Here is a 14,644-nt window from a genome sequence, read left to right on the forward strand (position 1 = left end):
GAGCCATTTTGCTTGGCACAAGACGTGTAGCTAACTAGGAAGACCGTCTGAGCCTTCAAGGCCGTAAACATGTGAAAAAAGTGAGATATAAAATGCGTTCTATTCTTATCTTTCCTGCCCTTTTGACCCTTGGCCTTGCGGCATGTGATCAGCCTGCAGAGACTGAAGCACCGGCAGAAGAAGCCACAGAAGCTTCAAGCGAACTGAGCGTTACCGATGCCGAAGTCGCTTTCTCACCCGTAGAAGGACGTCCTGCCGCCGCCTATTTCACCATTACTGGAGGCGAAACCGAGCAGAACCTGACTAGTGCTTCGGTTGAAGGCGCGGAAAGAGTAGAGTTGCATGAAACCGTCGAGAAAGACGGCGTTGCTTCGATGAAGGCCATTGAGTCGGTCACCGTCGGTGCCGGTGAAACGGTCAGCTTTGAGCGCGGCGGCAAGCATGTCATGGTCTTTGGTATGGCCAAGCCTGAAGATGGCGCGGAAGTTGATATGACGCTGAACTTTGGTGATGACATGACCGTCGACGTTAAAGCCAAAGCCACAACCATTGGTGCGGACAGCGAATAATCGCGTTCTTTCCGCATAAGGGGCGCCCGTTGACCTCGGGCGAAATCGCTTTGGTGCAATCAGTCTTTGGCGATGCCATTGACCTTGCGCCCGTGCAGCTGTGCCACAGCAAATGGTTCTGGTTCCAGCCGCGCAAGACGGTGATGGCACCGCTCGGTCATATCCATTTCCACCCGCACAGCCCCTATTGGAGCGAGGATTTCTCGCAAGAACGCATTGGCCTGCGCGGGCTGTTTATCCACGAGATGGTGCATGTCTGGCAGCATCAACAGGGCATATTCCTGCCGCTGAAACGGCTTCCCTTTGCCCGTTATGGCTATAGCCTGAAACCGGGATGGACGCTGGAGCGCTATGGCATAGAGCAGCAGGCAGAGATTGTGCGTCATGTCTATCTGCTGCGCGAAGGCGCTACCCTACCCGGTGCGCCTTCGCTGGAGCAGTATGAAGGCGTTTTGCCTTTCACGCCGATTGCCAGCCGGATTGCCTGAATGATGCGAGACAAGACATGCTGAGCGCAATTGGCCTGGTTGGTGGTCTTGCCCTCCTGATCTGGATGACGGTGCGCGGGGTCAATATCCTGCTTGCCGCGCCGATTGCCGCACTAGTAGTAGCGCTGACATCGGGATTGGCCTTGCTGCCTCCCATGGCGATCAATGAAGCACCCGATTTCGCCAGTGCCTATATGGCGGGCTTCACCGGCTTTTTCGCTGACTGGTTCTTCATGTTCCTGCTCGGGGCGATCTTTGGCGAGATTATGGGCGCCAGTGGTGCTGCCGCCAGTGTCGCGCACTGGATCGTCGAACGCATTGGTATCCGCTATGCGGTTCTTGCGGTTGTCCTGGCCTGCGCAGTGCTGACCTATGGCGGGGTCAGCGTCTTTATCGTCAGCTTTTCGGTCTATTCGCTGGCGGTGCATCTCTTCCGCGAGGCCAATCTTCCGCGCCGCTTTATTCCGGCGGCTCTGGCCTTTGGTTCGGTGACCTTTACCATGACCAGCGCGGGATCGCCGGAAATCCAGAACCTGATCCCGATGCAGTATCTCGGTACGACCGCCTATGCCGCTTGGGAGGTTAGCCTGTTGGTGGCGCTGCTAATGGCAGGCCTGGGCTATATCTGGCTGCAATATATGGTACGGCGCGCGGTGGCACGCGGAGAGCATTTTATCGAACGCGACAGCGATACTGCGCACGACAAATTGCGCAATCTGCCGCCACCATTACTGTGCATTTTGCCACTGGCCGCGGTACTCGCGGTCTTTCTTGTCTTCCAATATCCGCAATCTGTTGGCGTCTTGTCCGCTATCCTCCCCGCAGAATCGCTCGGTAAATGGGCCCTGGTTGTCGCTCTGGGCAGCGGCGCAGCAGTCGCGATCGCGGTTGGCTGGCGCTCGCGCCATTCGATGCCGGATGCCTTTTCGCGCGGCGCGGTGAGTGCGGTTATTGCGATCGTCAACACCTGCGCGGTTGTCGGCTTTGGTGCTGTCGCAAAGCTGACACCCGCCTTCCAGGAAGCACTGGCTGCGGTACAGGCCCTACCCGGCGATCCGCTGATCGGTGCTGCTATTGCGGTCACGGTTATCGCCGGTCTTACCGGCTCGGCCTCAGGTGGGCAGAGCATCGCCCTGCCGTTGATCGCGCCGCATTATATCGATGCCGGGGCCAATCCCGATCAGCTGCACCGCACTGTCGCCATAGCCTCGGGCGCGCTCGATAGCCTGCCGCATAATGGCTATGTGGTGACAACCATCCGCGCCGTGTGCGGCGAAACCCATGCCGCCGCCTATCCCGCTGTAGGAACCCTGACGGTTATCGTTCCGATTATCGGATTGGGGGTAGCGTTGGCCTGTTTCAGCCTGTCTTGATCAACAGACCAACGCAAACTCTCGGTGGTTCAGTCCGGACGGCGGTCAGGATAGCCGTCCAGCCCATAGCAATCATCATCAAGACGGCCATTGCGGTTATAGCCGTCACACTCGTCGTTCTTGTCGACAAAATAGCCGACGGCTGCACCAGCAGCAGCACCGATAGCCGCGCCTTCTATGACATCACCGCCGGTCACACCGCTGATAATCGCGCCACCCACTGCGCCAACACCTGCGCCCTCGGCCGCATAGTTTCCGGCACAGGCCGAAACGGTGAGAGCCATAGCAACGGGAACTGCCAACATTACTTTACGCATTGTGTTTCTCCTCATATTTCGCCCTGTTCAGTTATGTAAAATAACGTCACTTGATAGACGCTGGCTGAACGAAAATTGCGAAATCGATACAATGCGACGGGTGGTGTCATAGAAGAAATCTATGGCGCGTAATTGGCCGTGAAAGTGATGATAAACGCCACACACTCTATGGCCTTTCAGAACGGACAGGCCTAGACGCAGCCCCATGGCTACGCGCGCATCTCCTCCAATCATATCACTGCCCTCGCCATGGCGGGTGGAGCTGCGCGCCATGGTGAATCTGTCATGGCCACTGATCCTGACTAACCTCACCATGTCGCTGATAAGCGCGACCGATGTGCTGATGATCGGCTGGTTGGGTGCGGAGGATCTCGCCGCTGCTTCGCTCGGTTTTAACCTCTGCATGCTGGCCGCGATTTTCTGCATGGGCCTGATGACCGCCAGCGCGCCTATGTTCGCCAGCGAATTTGGCCGGATGCACAACAGCGTGCGCGATGTCCGCCGCACCTTCCGCCAGAGCTTCTGGGTCGCTGTTACCATTATCATCCCCATCTGGCTGGTGCTGTGGCAGGCCGAGGCGCTGTTGATCCAAATGGGCCAGAAGCCTGAGCTCGCCGCCAAGGCTGAAATCTATGTTCGCGTCTATATGCTCTCCATCCTGCCGTTCATGATGCTGATGGTGATGCGCAACTTTATCTCCGCACTCGAGCGGCCCTTATGGTCGCTGGTGATCGGCATTATCGGGGTTTTGGCGAATATATTGGTCAACTATGCACTCATCTTCGGCAATTTCGGCTTCCCTGCGCTCGGTATTATGGGCGCCGGCATAGCCAGTATCGCCTGTAACGCCCTGATGGTGATGGGCATGATCATCGTACTGACTTCGGATAAACAGTTTCGCCGCTATAGGCTATTCGGCAATTTCTGGCGCGCCGACTGGGCACGCTATCGCGCTGTGTGGAGCCTTGGCCTACCCATTGCCGTATCCTTCGGGCTGGAAGGCGGTGTATTCTCGATTGCCGTGATCCTGATGGGCTGGATCGATACGCTATCGGTCGCTGCCCATGCCATCGCACTGCAGATCGCCTCGATCAGCTTCATGGTGCCGATGGGGCTGGCGCAAGCCGCCACGGTGCGCGTCGGTCTTGGCCATGGCCGTCGTGACCCGGCAATGATCCACCGCGCCGGTTGGACCGCCTTTGTGCTGGGGACCGGCTTTATGACCTTGATGGCGCTGAGCCTCTGGCTGTTCCCGGTGGAGCTGGCCAGCCTGTTTATCGACTATGATAACCCGGATGCCTATGCGGTTTTGGCTTTGGCCGTGGATTTCCTGATGCTCGCCGCCATCTTCCAGATCGCCGATGGCGCGCAGGTGGTCGGTGCGGGGATGCTGCGCGGGTTGCAGGATACGCGGATACCGATGGTGTTCGCGGCATTCGGCTATTGGGTCGTCGGCATCGGCGTCGGCGCGGGACTAGCCTTTTGGGCCGACTGGGATGGCGTCGGCATCTGGACCGGCCTCGCGTCCGGGCTTGCCGTGGTGGCGATATTGATGCTTACCCGCTGGATGATGCGGGATCGACTGGGATTGGTTCCTGAACCAACCTAACCTTCCAGTCGGCCCTGCGCAGGCAGGGCCAAGACTTTAATATGATTCACGCGGAGGCGCGGAGACGCGGAGTTAAACTCTTCGCGTCTCCGCGCCTCCGCGTGAAAAATACCTTTTTCAGACATAGCCTTATCCCCGCCTTCGCGGGGATGACTGAGAAGTAAAAATCAATCCGGCTTCTTCGCCACACCCACATAGGCCGCGCGCAGCAGGCGGTCCTTGATCATATAGCCGGTCTGCATTTCCTGCACGATGGTGCCGGGTTCATGCTCGTCGGTGGGTATTTCAATCATCGCCTGATGCTGATTGGGATCAAGCTCCAGACCCATGGCGGGGATGCGGCTGATGCCGTGCTGGCCGAATACTTTTTCCAGTTCGCGGCCGGTGGCTTCGATACCGGCGATAAGGCCTTTCCATTTCTCATCCTCGCGCAGATCATCGGGGATCGCTTCCAGCGCGCGCGACAGATTATCCGAGACCGAGAGGATATCGCGGGCAAATCCGGTAGCGGCATAAGAACGCGCGTCCTGGATTTCCTTTTCCATGCGCCGGCGGACATTCTGCGTCTCGGCCTGAGCATAGAGGGTTTGCTGCTTCGCCTCAGCCAGTTCAGCTTCCAGATCAGAGATGCGCGCAGCGGCATCATCGCCAGCTTGCCCTGCAACCTCAGCGCTACCTGCGCGCAGTTCTTCGGGAATGCCTGCCATCTCTGCTTCGGCGGGGGCGTCATTGGGGTTATTTTCTGTATTCATGTCACTCATATCGGTCTTGCAATTCTCTTCTATTCCGACGGCCCTATCCCAATAGCCGGGTCAGGCTGCGTGCCGTGAAGTCCACCATGGGAACCACACGGCCATAGTTCAAGCGGGTAGGTCCAATCACGCCGATGACGCCAACAACCCGGCCCTGCCCATCGCGATAAGGGGCCGCTATCACAGATGAACCGGAAAGCGAGAACAAATTATTCTCCGCACCAATAAAAATCCTTGTCGATCGGGCCTCACGCGCGCTGTCGAGCAGCGAGGCAATCTCCTGCATCTCTTCCAGTTCGCCGAGAAGTTGCCTCACCCGCTCCAGATCAGCCACCGCCTCATTGTCGAGCAGATTGGCTTGGCCGCGTACAATCAGCACAGGCCGCGCAGCGCTGTCCTTGGACCATGTGGCGATGCCACGCGCAACCAGATCGGCACTGGCACTGTCAATCGCGGCACGCTCGCGGGCGATTTCCTCTCCCATGGCGCTAAACGCTTCGCTGAGATTGCGCCCGGCAAAACGGCCTGTGATAAAATTCCCCGCCTCTTCCAGCGCCGATATCGGCAAAGGTGCATCGGTTTCAATCAGACGATTCTCAACGCTGCCATCCTCGCCGACCAGGACGGCCAATATCTGCCGGTCCGACAGCCGAACAAAGCTGCATTGTTTGAGCTTGGGCTCGCGATTGGGCACCATGACAACCCCGGCACAAGCGGAAAGCCCAGAAAGTGCGGTGGTCGCCGCCGCTAGCGCATCCTCAATAGGTCCGTTGCCATTGAGCTGCGTCTCAATCGCGGCACGCTCCTCTTGCGACAGCTCCGCCACCTGCATCATGCCATCGACAAACAACCGCAGCCCCTGCTCGGTCGGCATCCGCCCCGCGCTGGTATGCGGCGCGGCGAGCAGGCCGATTTCCTCCAGATCCTGCATGACATTGCGGATGGAAGCGGGCGAAAGGTTAAGGTCCGATGTTTTGGAAATAGTACGCGAACCCACAGGCGCGCCGCTATCGATATAGCTCTCGACAACGATGCGAAACACATCGCGGGTGCGGTCGTCCATATCGGAGATGGGTGTGGTGGCCATGACGCATATTTAGGACGTTGCGCGCCATGCCTCAAGGCTGTTGCAAAACTGACCGCCACAGCTATTGCGCCAGGGAACAAGCCATAGGAGAATCATTTATGCGTCCATCAGGCCGCGCGCCGGACGAAATGCGCGCCATCACCATCGAAACCGGTTTCACCAAACATGCCGAAGGCTCCTGCCTGATCAGCTTCGGCGATACCCGGGTGCTGTGCACCGCCAGTATAGAGGAACGTCTGCCGCCATGGCTGCGCGGCAAGGGTGAAGGCTGGGTTACGGGGGAATACTCAATGCTACCCCGCGCCACCCATACCCGTGGCAGCCGTGAGGCCGCGCGTGGCAAGCAATCGGGCCGGACGCAGGAGATTCAGCGGCTGATCGGACGCTCGTTGCGCGCCGTGGTGGACCTGACAAAGCTGGGCGAGCGGCAAATTACGCTGGATTGCGATGTCATCCAGGCCGATGGCGGCACCCGCACCGCCAGCATTAGCGGCGCTTGGGTCGCTTTGCGGCTGGCGGTCAACACATTGCTGGAGCAGAAGCTGATCAGCGAGGATCCCATCACCCAGAAGGTCGCAGCGATCAGCTGCGGTGTCTATCAGGGCACGCCAGTGCTTGATCTCGATTATGATGAGGACAGCAATGCTGATGCCGATGCCAATTTCGTGTTGATCGGCGATGGCAATATCGCCGAGGTGCAGGCTACTGCCGAGGGCGCGACCTATGATGAGGAAGCGCTGCTGCGGCTGCTGCGGCTGGCGCGCATGGGCTGTGACGGCATCTTTGCAGCGCAGGAAAAGGCGGTAAGCTAAAACACCCCTCTCCCCCTGAGGGAGAGGGAAGAGCCGAGCAGCGGCGAAGGGAGAGGGGTTCTTCGGAAACTTGGCGCCGCGCCAAGAAAGGACACCCTCTCTACTGCGACTAGGCAGACAAGCTGCCAAGTCTCGTTATCTCTCCCTTCAAGGGAGAGAGGAAATGAGGGCCATATGACCAACCGCAAACTCGAACCGGGCCGCCTGATCATCGCCACCCATAATAAGGGCAAGCTGGCCGAGATTGATGGGCTGCTTGGACCTTATGGCATGCAGACCGAGGCGGCAGGCGATCTCGGCCTGCCAGAGCCGGAAGAGACAGGGACGACCTTTGCCGAGAACGCGCTGCTCAAAGCGCGCGCCGCTTGTGAGGCAACCGGCTGCGTCGCACTGGCGGACGATAGCGGGCTCTGTGTCGCTGCTCTGGATGGCGCACCGGGGGTGTACACTGCCGACTGGTCAGAAAAGCAATGGTTTGAAGCTGAGGCGCTGGGCGGCAAGGGTCGCGACTGGTATCTCGCCATGGGCAAGGTCGAGGGCAAGCTCGCCGAGCAAGGCCCCGATACCGACCGGAGCGCCTATTTCGTCTCGACCCTCGCGCTGGTGTGGCCCGATGGGCATTATGAAATTTTCGAAGGTCGTGCCTACGGCTCGCTGACATGGCCACCACGTGGCACTTTGGGCTTTGGCTATGACCCGGTTTTCGTGCCCAATGGCGAGACGCAAACCTATGCCGAGCTGGGGCCTGAGCACAAAATGGAACACGACCACCGCGCCGATGCTTTTGCCAAGCTAAAGGCGGCTTGCCTGTAGGATTTTTCAATCGCCTTTGCTGTATCGTCATTGCGAGGAGCGAAGCGACGCGGCAATCCAGAGCAGCGCGAGACGCACTGGATTGGTTGACCTTCGGTCGCCTGCGGCCCGCTGCGCTCGCAATGACGGATTAGGTCAAAATAGAATGGCGACCACTATCCGGTTAACGGATTGCGTCCGACAACATTGCCTGCCGGATTATAGCGGCACACCAGATAATCATCTTTTCTGTTGGATGCGATAGCGCACCTCATATGCGTCGTCGTCGCCCAGATGATCTGGGTATAATGGCCGACATCGCTCCATCGGCCGGTCGTGCTCGACTCTGGAAATGCACCCCGTTTAAAATAGCGATCTTCATCGATCCAGCCACCAGACATCTCGGCATAGCTGAACGCATCGCGCGTCCCCATCCAGAGGTTTTCGCCCTGTCGTACCGCGACGCCGCTTTGCGGGTCATGCGCAAATCTCCCGCTGCGGGCCATGGCGCGCGCATAGGTGGCGGCATCTCTGGCCAGGGCATCATCCCATTGCAAAGCGGCCAGCCCCACCTCACGCCGCGCCCTGTTCTGGCTGTCGAGCATCACCTTGCGGAACAGCGCCTCACCGCGCGGTGCTGGCGTGCCGTCATAGATGGACCGGATTTTTGGCGGCGCGCCTGCATCCGCTTCACCCGCCGGGATGCATCCCAACAGCACTGGCGAAAGCGCGGTCAACAGGATAAGGGCCTTGTTCATATGGCACGGTCTAGCGCAACAATGATGAATAATCGGCAAACGGGGCTGGCGCTCTATATCCACTGGCCGTTCTGCGTCTCCAAATGCCCCTATTGCGACTTTAACAGCCATGTCCGCGCCGAGATTGATGATGCCGTATGGGCCGAGGCATTGCTGGCCGATATGGCCTATGAGGCGGAGCTGACGGCAGGCCGTCCAGTGCATTCGATATTCCTTGGCGGTGGGACGCCTTCGCTTATGCCACCTGCGCTGGTAGCAGAACTGCTTAGCGCCGCTGGGCAGCATTGGGGCTTTACCGAGGATGTTGAAATCACCTTGGAGGCCAATCCCTCTTCGGTCGAGGCCGCACGTTTTGCCGATCTGGCCGCAGCAGGCGTAAACCGCGTATCGCTGGGATTGCAGAGTTTCGATGATGATGCATTGCGTTTTCTCGGTCGCGCGCATGGTGCAGCAGAAGGCCTGGCCGCGCTGAAAACCGCACAGCAGCATTTTGCCCGCGTCTCGTTCGATCTGATTTATGCCCTCCCCGATCAGACGCTCGAAGAATGGCGCACTATGCTGAACAAGGCGCTGGATCAGGGCACCGATCATCTCTCGCTCTATCAGCTTACCATTGAACCCAATACCCGCTTCGCCAGCGATGTGCGGCGCGGGATGTTTGATCCGATGGATGGTGACCGCGCGGCAGATTTTTATGCGCTGACCGATGAGATGACCCGTGGCGCAGGCCTGCCCGCCTATGAGATCAGCAACCATGCCCGGCCCGGTCAGGAAAGCCGCCATAATCTGACCTATTGGCGCTATGGCGACTATGTCGGCATAGGCCCCGGCGCGCATGGAAGACGACTGCATGAAGCGACCGAAAGGCACAAAAAGCCGGAAAACTATCTCTCCGCCGTCGAGCGCAATGGTCATGGCATCAAACTGAGTCGCCATCTCGAAGCACAGGAAGCCGCAAGCGAGGCGCTGATGATGGGGCTGCGCCTGACTGAAGGCATTGATCTTTCAGCGCTGGCGCAGCGGTTCGGGTTGCCACAAGAGGCGATTATCAACCGGCAGAAGCTGGATATGCTGACACAAATGGGCCTATGCGAAAGCAATGGCGACCAAATCCGCGTTGCTCGCACCGCCCATATATTGCTCGATGCGATTATCGCGGAACTGGCGGTATTTGAGGAAGCCGCCCCGGCCTGCTAATCTCACTCTATGGACCGACAGGCGATCCTTGCCGCATGGCATCAGCATCTGGAACAGGCGAAGCGCTATTCGCCCAATACCGTGCGCGCTTATGAAACCACGGCGGCGCGCTTGCTCGAGGCTTTGCCGCAATGCACCAGCTGGGCCGCGATTGCCGATTTGGGATCACGCGATATCCGCACCCATCTGGCGGCGCGCCGCGCCGATGGCCTGTCTAATCGCAGCATTGCACGCGAGCTTTCGGTGATCCGCCAGCTCATCCGCTATGGCGCCGAACAGGCCGGTCGCAGCGAGATTGCCCCGATGCCGCGCGGCCCGCGCCTCAAACGCACCCTGCCCCGCGCGATTGAGGCCGATGCCGCGATTGCGCTGGCGGAGACGGTATCCGAAGAAGCAAGTGAAGCCTGGATCGCCGCACGCGATTGGGCGGTGCTGCTGCTGCTCTATGGCGCAGGCCTGCGCATCGGCGAGGCGCTGAGGCTTAATGCCGGGGTACTGCCCTTGGGCGAGACGCTGCGGATCATCGGCAAGGGCAATAAGGAACGCATTGTCCCGATCCTGCCGCAAGTGGCCAAGGCAGTGAATGATTCTGCCGCACTGTCGCCATGGGGAAAAGGCCCAGAAGAACCCCTGTTCCGCGGCGTTCGCGGCGGCAGACTAGACCCTGCCATGGTCCGCCGCGCCGTACAACGCGCCCGCGCCGCACTCAACCTGCCCGACAGCGCAACCCCACACGCCCTGCGCCACAGCTTTGCGACGCATTTACTCGGTGGCGGTGCTGATTTGCGCAGCCTGCAGGAATTGCTCGGCCATGCGAGCCTCAGCTCAACCCAGATTTACACCCAGGTCGATGCGGCGCAGCTGATGGATATCTACGATAAGGCGCATCCTCGGGCGTGACGCCTATATCTCCCCTCCTCTTCAGAGGAGGGGCAGTGAGACTTAATGAGCGCCAGCGAATTTAGTCGCAGCGGGGTGGTGCTGCAGCATGCGATCAATTCGCTAGCGCGAGCTCACCTCCGGTTCGCCACCACCCCAACCCCTCCTCTGAAGAGGAGGGGCTAATTATGCGGTCTTTATCGGCAGTTTCGCCAGAGAGCCTTCTAGTGAATAGTCGGCAAACTCTCCACGCTCGGCCTGTTGCCATGCAATCTCAATAGCCTCTCTTAGCTCTTGCAATGCTGTGGAGTTGCTTGCTTCGTAGGCATCATTGTCGGTCAACGGCTTACCCTCTGCTATCTCCGCGCCTTCGCGGCTCCGCGTGATCGTCACCCCAACCGCCCCTCAATCGCATCCCAAATCTTGCCCGACACATCACTATTGTTAAACGCATCAATCGCAACAATACCTGTCGGTGAGGTGACGTTGATCTCGGTCAGCCATTCGCCGCCAATGACGTCGATGCCGACAAAGATCAGCCCGCGTTTCTTCAGCTCCGGGCCCATGGCATCGCAGATTTCCTGTTCGCGTGGCGTCAGTTCGGTCGCCTCGGCATAGCCGCCCTGGGCGAGATTGGAGCGGAATTCACCTTCGCCCGGCTTGCGGTTGATTGCGCCGACGACCTCGCCATCGACCAGCACGATGCGTTTGTCACCCTTGGCGACTTCGGGGAGAAAGGGCTGGACCATATGCGGTTCGGGCCAGGTCTGGTTGAACATCTCCATCAGCGCCGAGAGATTGCCGCCATCGGCATCAATCTTGAAGATCGCCTTGCCGCCATTGCCGTGCAGCGGTTTGATCACCAGCGCGCCGTGACGCATCTGGAAATCGCGAACATCATCGAGTGAGCGCGTGATCATCGTCGGCGGCATGTAGCGGGCATAGTCGAGCACAAAGACCTTTTCCGGCGCATTGCGCACCGAGACCGGATCATTGACCACCAAGGTCTGGCCTTCGAGCCGTTCGAGCAGATGCGTCGCGGTGATATAGCCGAGATCAAATGGCGGGTCCTGGCGCATCAGGATGACATCACTATCGCGGCCAAGATCGAGCGTTAAGGGATCGCCAAAGCTGTAATGATCGCCCTTTACCGGCTGCACCGTCACCGGATGCGCCTTGCAGATCAGGCGTTCGTCGCCTCCGGGGCCAGCCTCCCACGTCAAAGTGGTGACATCATAATGGAACAGGCTGTGCCCGCGCTTCTGCGCCGCCAGCATCAGGGCGAAGCTGGAATCTCCATCAATATTGACGCTTTCCATCGGGTCCATTTGGACGGCGACCTTGAGGCTCATGCGATTCCTTTCTGCGCGAGATTATCCCATCTGGTCATGCCAGATATTGGCTAAATGGCGTGGCCAGCGCCCCGGCGCAACCAATATGGCGTCTATGGAAATACTATCCTGATCAGAAGCATAGATATGCGCCACGCTTTCAGTAGCCGCGACAACCCGCTGAAGCCGCCGTTTATCGAGCGCGTGATCGAGATTAGCGGCGATCTGGCGATGCTTGACCTCGACAAAGGCGACGGTCTTGCCGCGTTTCGCGATCAGGTCAATCTCACCGCGCGGGGTTTTCACCCGGGTTGCCAATATGCGCCAGCCTTTCAGCCGCAGATACCATGCGGCCAGTGTCTCGGCTCGGCGCCCCTGTTTCTCGGCCTCGGCGCGAGAAAGCCTAGCCATCGGCTTTGATATCCAGCGCCTTCTGATACAGCGCCTTGCGATCCAGCCCGAAGCGCTTGGCGACAGAACCGGCGGCTTTGCTGACCGGCATGTCCTGTAATGCTTCGGCCAAGGCATCGGCCACAACCGCGTCCCCCATTTCGACAGCCTCGGCAATGGGCGGCGCGATCACTAGCACAATCTCGCCCTTTGCTGGTGTCTCGCGATAATGCGCCGCCAATTCCGCGCTGCTGCCATTGCGCGCTTCCTCAAAGCGCTTGGAGATTTCGCGTACTACCGAAACCTCGCGCTGTGGCCACAAGCTGTGGATCGCCTCCAGCATCGCCACCAAACGCGGGCCGCTTTCATAGAGAATCAGCGTCGCCGGCACCGCGCCCAATTCCTCCAAAGCCCGCAATCGCGCCTGTGTTTTGGCGGGGAGAAAACCGGCAAAAAGAAACCGGTCTGTTGGCAAGCCTGCCAATGTCAGCGCCGCAATCGCTGCACTGGCACCGGGCAGCGTATGGATAGCCACCCCCGCCTCGCGCGCCTCGCGCACCAGCTTATAGCCGGGATCAGAGATCATCGGCGTACCGGCATCGCTGACCAATGCCACCGCGCCGTGCTGCGCCCGCTCGATCAGCGCCGCACGATCCTTGGCGCCGCTATGGTCATTATAGCGCAACATCGGCACATCGGCCTCGATATGGTTGAGCAGCTTGCCGGTCACCCGGCTGTCCTCGCAGGCGACAGCGTCGACGCCGCGCAAAATCTCAATCGCACGTAAAGTTATATCGCCAAGGTTGCCGATTGGTGTGGCGACGATATACAGGCCTTGTTCAAGTGACCGAGTCATAGACGCGGCACCATGGACCATCGGGGAAGGAAGCGACAAGTGAAGACGGGGTTTTTGCCTAAGAAATTTCAGGTAGCCATGGCCGCTGCCATGCTGATGGTACTGACCGGGTGTGAGACCCTGCTCCCCAAAGGCGCAGATCCGACCCCTCCGCCGGAGACAACGACCGATCCCACGCCGCAAGGCCCGATTGATGATGTTGTCGGCACCGACAATCAGCGGCACAAAGTGGCTCTATTACTGCCGCTCTCAGGCAGCAATTCGGGCATTGGAACATCGATTGCCAACGCCACGACTCAGGCGCTCCTGGATACTGAGGCGCAGAATATCCGCATCACCCGCTATGATACCGCCAAGGGTGCAACCGCCGCCGCACAGCAGGCGATTGCCGATGGCAACAAGCTGATTCTTGGCCCTCTGCTCAGCGACAATGTGCGCGCTGCAGCCAATGTTGCCACACCGGCCAATGTGCCGATTATCAGCTATTCCAATGACAGCTCGGTCGCCAGCAACATGGTGTTTATCATGGGCTTTGTGCCCGACCAGTCAATTGAACGGGTGGTGCGCCATGCCCGCGCGCAGGGGATGAATCGTTTTGCCGGGCTGATCCCCAATGGCGTCTATGGCCAGCGCGCATCTTCGGCTCTGCTGCAAGCTGTACGCAATGCTGGCGGCAGTGTCGTGCGGATGGAGACCTATAACCGTTCACGCAGCTCTTTGGAAAGCGCGATCAGTGGCTTGGCAGAAGTCAGCGATTATGACGCCCTACTGATCGCGGACAATGGCCAGACCGCCATTCGCGCCGTGCCGCAGGTGCGCAATAGCGGCGCCACCAGAGCGAAGATATTGGGCACTGAATTGTGGAACACCGACACGACTCTCAGCGGTGCACCGTCAATGCGCGGTGCATGGTTTGCCAGTGTTTCTGACGAACTCTATCGCCAATATGCCACCAAATATCGCCAGCGTTTTGGCAGCCAGCCATTCCGCCTTTCGAGTCTGGGCTATGACAGTGTGTTGCTGACCTATCGCGTAGCGCGTGAATGGCCGATGGGCAGCCTGTTCCCGGTTGATCGCCTGCGTGAAAGCGGCGGATTTGTAGGATTGGACGGTGCCTTCCGCTTCGGCCCGACCGGTATCGCAGAGCGCGCGCTGGAGGTGCAGGAAATCCGCACCAGCGGCAATGCGATTATCTCCGCAGCGCCACGGTCGTTTGAGGATTGAGAAAATAAGCCCCTCCTCTTCAGAGGAGGGGAGTGATCGGGTCGAAATGCCTCCCAGGCATTTCTGAACCATGCCGGGGGCATGGTTCACCCGAACACTGGTGGTGGCGAGGCGAAGGTGAGCTCGCGTAAGCGAATTCCTCTCGTAGCGCAGCACCACCCCGCTGCGACTAACCCCTTCGCTTCGCTCAGGGCTAAGTCTCACTGCCCC

18 protein-coding genes are annotated in these 14,644 nt (G+C 59.2%); 9 read left to right on the forward strand and 9 right to left on the reverse strand.

Annotation, left to right across the window (positions count from 1 at the left end; translation table 11 throughout):
* Nucleotides 1-92 precede the first annotated feature (92 nt).
* Genes RB602_RS09805 through RB602_RS09815 form a run of 3 tightly spaced genes read left to right on the forward strand, consistent with a single transcriptional unit; the run spans nucleotide 93 to nucleotide 2,430 of the window.
* Nucleotides 93-569 (forward strand): copper chaperone PCu(A)C, encoded by a 477-nt coding sequence (locus RB602_RS09805; protein ID WP_317080380.1) that lies wholly within the window; start codon nucleotides 93-95, stop codon nucleotides 567-569.
* Nucleotides 570-598: 29 nt separating this feature from the next.
* Nucleotides 599-1,057, forward strand: a complete 459-nt coding sequence (locus RB602_RS09810) for a vgr related protein (protein ID WP_317080381.1) — start codon at nucleotides 599-601, stop codon at nucleotides 1,055-1,057.
* 17 nt (nucleotides 1,058-1,074) lie between these two features.
* Complete coding sequence (locus RB602_RS09815) at nucleotides 1,075-2,430, forward strand: GntP family permease (RefSeq protein ID WP_317080382.1); 1,356 nt, start codon at nucleotides 1,075-1,077, stop codon at nucleotides 2,428-2,430.
* Between the two features lie 29 nt (nucleotides 2,431-2,459).
* On the opposite strand, the gene RB602_RS09820 is transcribed toward RB602_RS09815, so the two are convergent.
* Together RB602_RS09820 and RB602_RS09825 are read right to left on the reverse strand one after the other, a co-directional pair.
* Nucleotides 2,460-2,747, reverse strand: a complete 288-nt coding sequence (locus tag RB602_RS09820) for a YMGG-like glycine zipper-containing protein (RefSeq protein WP_317080383.1) — start codon at nucleotides 2,745-2,747, stop codon at nucleotides 2,460-2,462.
* Between the two features lie 27 nt (nucleotides 2,748-2,774).
* Nucleotides 2,775-3,020 (reverse strand): hypothetical protein, encoded by a 246-nt coding sequence (locus tag RB602_RS09825; protein WP_317080384.1) that lies wholly within the window; start codon nucleotides 3,018-3,020, stop codon nucleotides 2,775-2,777.
* Here RB602_RS09825 and RB602_RS09830 point away from each other — a divergent pair.
* Nucleotides 3,019-4,356, forward strand: a complete 1,338-nt coding sequence (locus RB602_RS09830; RefSeq protein WP_317080385.1) for an MATE family efflux transporter — start codon at nucleotides 3,019-3,021, stop codon at nucleotides 4,354-4,356. The two genes, RB602_RS09825 and RB602_RS09830, sit on opposite strands and share 2 nt — an antisense overlap.
* A gap of 167 nt (nucleotides 4,357-4,523) precedes the next feature.
* Here the strand turns inward: RB602_RS09830 and grpE are convergent, their stop codons facing one another.
* Both grpE and hrcA read right to left on the reverse strand, forming a co-directional pair.
* Nucleotides 4,524-5,117 carry a nucleotide exchange factor GrpE gene (gene grpE, locus RB602_RS09835; protein WP_317080386.1) on the reverse strand — a complete coding sequence of 198 codons (594 nt, stop codon included), beginning with the start codon at nucleotides 5,115-5,117 and terminating at the stop codon, nucleotides 4,524-4,526.
* Between the two features lie 34 nt (nucleotides 5,118-5,151).
* The gene (gene hrcA, locus RB602_RS09840) at nucleotides 5,152-6,195 is read right to left on the reverse strand and encodes a heat-inducible transcriptional repressor HrcA (RefSeq protein ID WP_317080387.1); all 1,044 of its coding nucleotides are present in this window, start codon (nucleotides 6,193-6,195) and stop codon (nucleotides 5,152-5,154) included.
* 98 nt (nucleotides 6,196-6,293) lie between these two features.
* Between hrcA and rph the strand changes: the two genes are divergently transcribed.
* Together rph and rdgB are read left to right on the forward strand one after the other, a co-directional pair.
* The gene (rph, locus tag RB602_RS09845) at nucleotides 6,294-7,007 is read left to right on the forward strand and encodes a ribonuclease PH (protein WP_317080388.1); all 714 of its coding nucleotides are present in this window, start codon (nucleotides 6,294-6,296) and stop codon (nucleotides 7,005-7,007) included.
* A gap of 174 nt (nucleotides 7,008-7,181) precedes the next feature.
* Nucleotides 7,182-7,820 (forward strand): RdgB/HAM1 family non-canonical purine NTP pyrophosphatase, encoded by a 639-nt coding sequence (gene rdgB, locus RB602_RS09850; protein ID WP_317080389.1) that lies wholly within the window; start codon nucleotides 7,182-7,184, stop codon nucleotides 7,818-7,820.
* A 155-nt stretch (nucleotides 7,821-7,975) separates the two neighbouring features.
* Here the strand turns inward: rdgB and RB602_RS09855 are convergent, their stop codons facing one another.
* The gene (locus RB602_RS09855; RefSeq protein WP_317080390.1) at nucleotides 7,976-8,557 is read right to left on the reverse strand and encodes a CAP domain-containing protein; all 582 of its coding nucleotides are present in this window, start codon (nucleotides 8,555-8,557) and stop codon (nucleotides 7,976-7,978) included.
* Between RB602_RS09855 and hemW the strand changes: the two genes are divergently transcribed.
* Nucleotides 8,558-9,754: a radical SAM family heme chaperone HemW gene (gene hemW / locus RB602_RS09860; protein WP_317080391.1), complete on the forward strand. Its 1,197-nt coding sequence runs from the start codon at nucleotides 8,558-8,560 to the stop codon at nucleotides 9,752-9,754.
* A 9-nt stretch (nucleotides 9,755-9,763) separates the two neighbouring features.
* Nucleotides 9,764-10,654 carry a tyrosine recombinase XerC gene (locus tag RB602_RS09865; RefSeq protein ID WP_317080392.1) on the forward strand — a complete coding sequence of 297 codons (891 nt, stop codon included), beginning with the start codon at nucleotides 9,764-9,766 and terminating at the stop codon, nucleotides 10,652-10,654.
* Nucleotides 10,655-10,819: 165 nt separating this feature from the next.
* Here RB602_RS09865 and RB602_RS09870 read toward each other — a convergent pair whose 3' ends face one another.
* Genes RB602_RS09870 through rsmI form a run of 4 tightly spaced genes read right to left on the reverse strand, consistent with a single transcriptional unit; the run spans nucleotide 10,820 to nucleotide 13,210 of the window.
* Nucleotides 10,820-11,026 carry a hypothetical protein gene (locus RB602_RS09870; protein ID WP_317080393.1) on the reverse strand — a complete coding sequence of 69 codons (207 nt, stop codon included), beginning with the start codon at nucleotides 11,024-11,026 and terminating at the stop codon, nucleotides 10,820-10,822.
* Nucleotides 11,023-11,985, reverse strand: a complete 963-nt coding sequence (gene gshB, locus RB602_RS09875) for a glutathione synthase (RefSeq protein WP_317080395.1) — start codon at nucleotides 11,983-11,985, stop codon at nucleotides 11,023-11,025. Before gshB ends, RB602_RS09870 begins: the two co-directional genes overlap by 4 nt.
* A 21-nt stretch (nucleotides 11,986-12,006) precedes the next feature.
* A complete protein-coding gene (locus tag RB602_RS09880; protein WP_317080396.1) occupies nucleotides 12,007-12,375 on the reverse strand; it encodes a YraN family protein in 369 nt (122 codons plus the stop codon).
* Nucleotides 12,368-13,210 carry a 16S rRNA (cytidine(1402)-2'-O)-methyltransferase gene (rsmI, locus tag RB602_RS09885; protein WP_317080397.1) on the reverse strand — a complete coding sequence of 281 codons (843 nt, stop codon included), beginning with the start codon at nucleotides 13,208-13,210 and terminating at the stop codon, nucleotides 12,368-12,370. The genes RB602_RS09880 and rsmI overlap by 8 nt, the downstream gene beginning before the upstream one ends.
* Before the next feature lie 54 nt (nucleotides 13,211-13,264).
* Between rsmI and RB602_RS09890 the strand changes: the two genes are divergently transcribed.
* Entirely contained in the window at nucleotides 13,265-14,434 is a 1,170-nt protein-coding gene (locus RB602_RS09890; protein ID WP_317080398.1) for a penicillin-binding protein activator, read from the forward strand.
* The last annotated feature ends 210 nt before the right edge of the window (nucleotides 14,435-14,644 follow it).

The organism is Parasphingorhabdus sp. SCSIO 66989 (assembly GCF_032852305.1).
GTDB lineage: Bacteria > Pseudomonadota > Alphaproteobacteria > Sphingomonadales > Sphingomonadaceae > Alterisphingorhabdus > Alterisphingorhabdus coralli.

What these genes read in the sequence shown, in the direction of transcription:
- RB602_RS09805 (WP_317080380.1), top strand. Translation starts at nt 93, where the DNA reads ATGCGTTCTATTCTTATCTTTCCTGCCCTTTTGACCCTTGGCCTTGCG.
- RB602_RS09815 (WP_317080382.1), top strand. Translation starts at nt 1,075, where the DNA reads ATGCTGAGCGCAATTGGCCTGGTTGGTGGTCTTGCCCTCCTGATCTGG.
- RB602_RS09820 (WP_317080383.1), bottom strand. Translation starts at nt 2,747, where the DNA reads ATGCGTAAAGTAATGTTGGCAGTTCCCGTTGCTATGGCTCTCACCGTT.
- RB602_RS09830 (WP_317080385.1), top strand. Translation starts at nt 3,019, where the DNA reads ATGGTGAATCTGTCATGGCCACTGATCCTGACTAACCTCACCATGTCG.
- RB602_RS09825 (WP_317080384.1), bottom strand. Translation starts at nt 3,020, where the DNA reads ATGGCGCGCAGCTCCACCCGCCATGGCGAGGGCAGTGATATGATTGGA.
- grpE (WP_317080386.1), bottom strand. Translation starts at nt 5,117, where the DNA reads ATGAGTGACATGAATACAGAAAATAACCCCAATGACGCCCCCGCCGAA.
- hrcA (WP_317080387.1), bottom strand. Translation starts at nt 6,195, where the DNA reads ATGGCCACCACACCCATCTCCGATATGGACGACCGCACCCGCGATGTG.
- rph (WP_317080388.1), top strand. Translation starts at nt 6,294, where the DNA reads ATGCGTCCATCAGGCCGCGCGCCGGACGAAATGCGCGCCATCACCATC.
- rdgB (WP_317080389.1), top strand. Translation starts at nt 7,182, where the DNA reads ATGACCAACCGCAAACTCGAACCGGGCCGCCTGATCATCGCCACCCAT.
- RB602_RS09855 (WP_317080390.1), bottom strand. Translation starts at nt 8,557, where the DNA reads ATGAACAAGGCCCTTATCCTGTTGACCGCGCTTTCGCCAGTGCTGTTG.
- hemW (WP_317080391.1), top strand. Translation starts at nt 8,558, where the DNA reads ATGGCACGGTCTAGCGCAACAATGATGAATAATCGGCAAACGGGGCTG.
- RB602_RS09865 (WP_317080392.1), top strand. Translation starts at nt 9,764, where the DNA reads ATGGACCGACAGGCGATCCTTGCCGCATGGCATCAGCATCTGGAACAG.
- gshB (WP_317080395.1), bottom strand. Translation starts at nt 11,985, where the DNA reads ATGAGCCTCAAGGTCGCCGTCCAAATGGACCCGATGGAAAGCGTCAAT.
- RB602_RS09880 (WP_317080396.1), bottom strand. Translation starts at nt 12,375, where the DNA reads ATGGCTAGGCTTTCTCGCGCCGAGGCCGAGAAACAGGGGCGCCGAGCC.
- rsmI (WP_317080397.1), bottom strand. Translation starts at nt 13,210, where the DNA reads ATGACTCGGTCACTTGAACAAGGCCTGTATATCGTCGCCACACCAATC.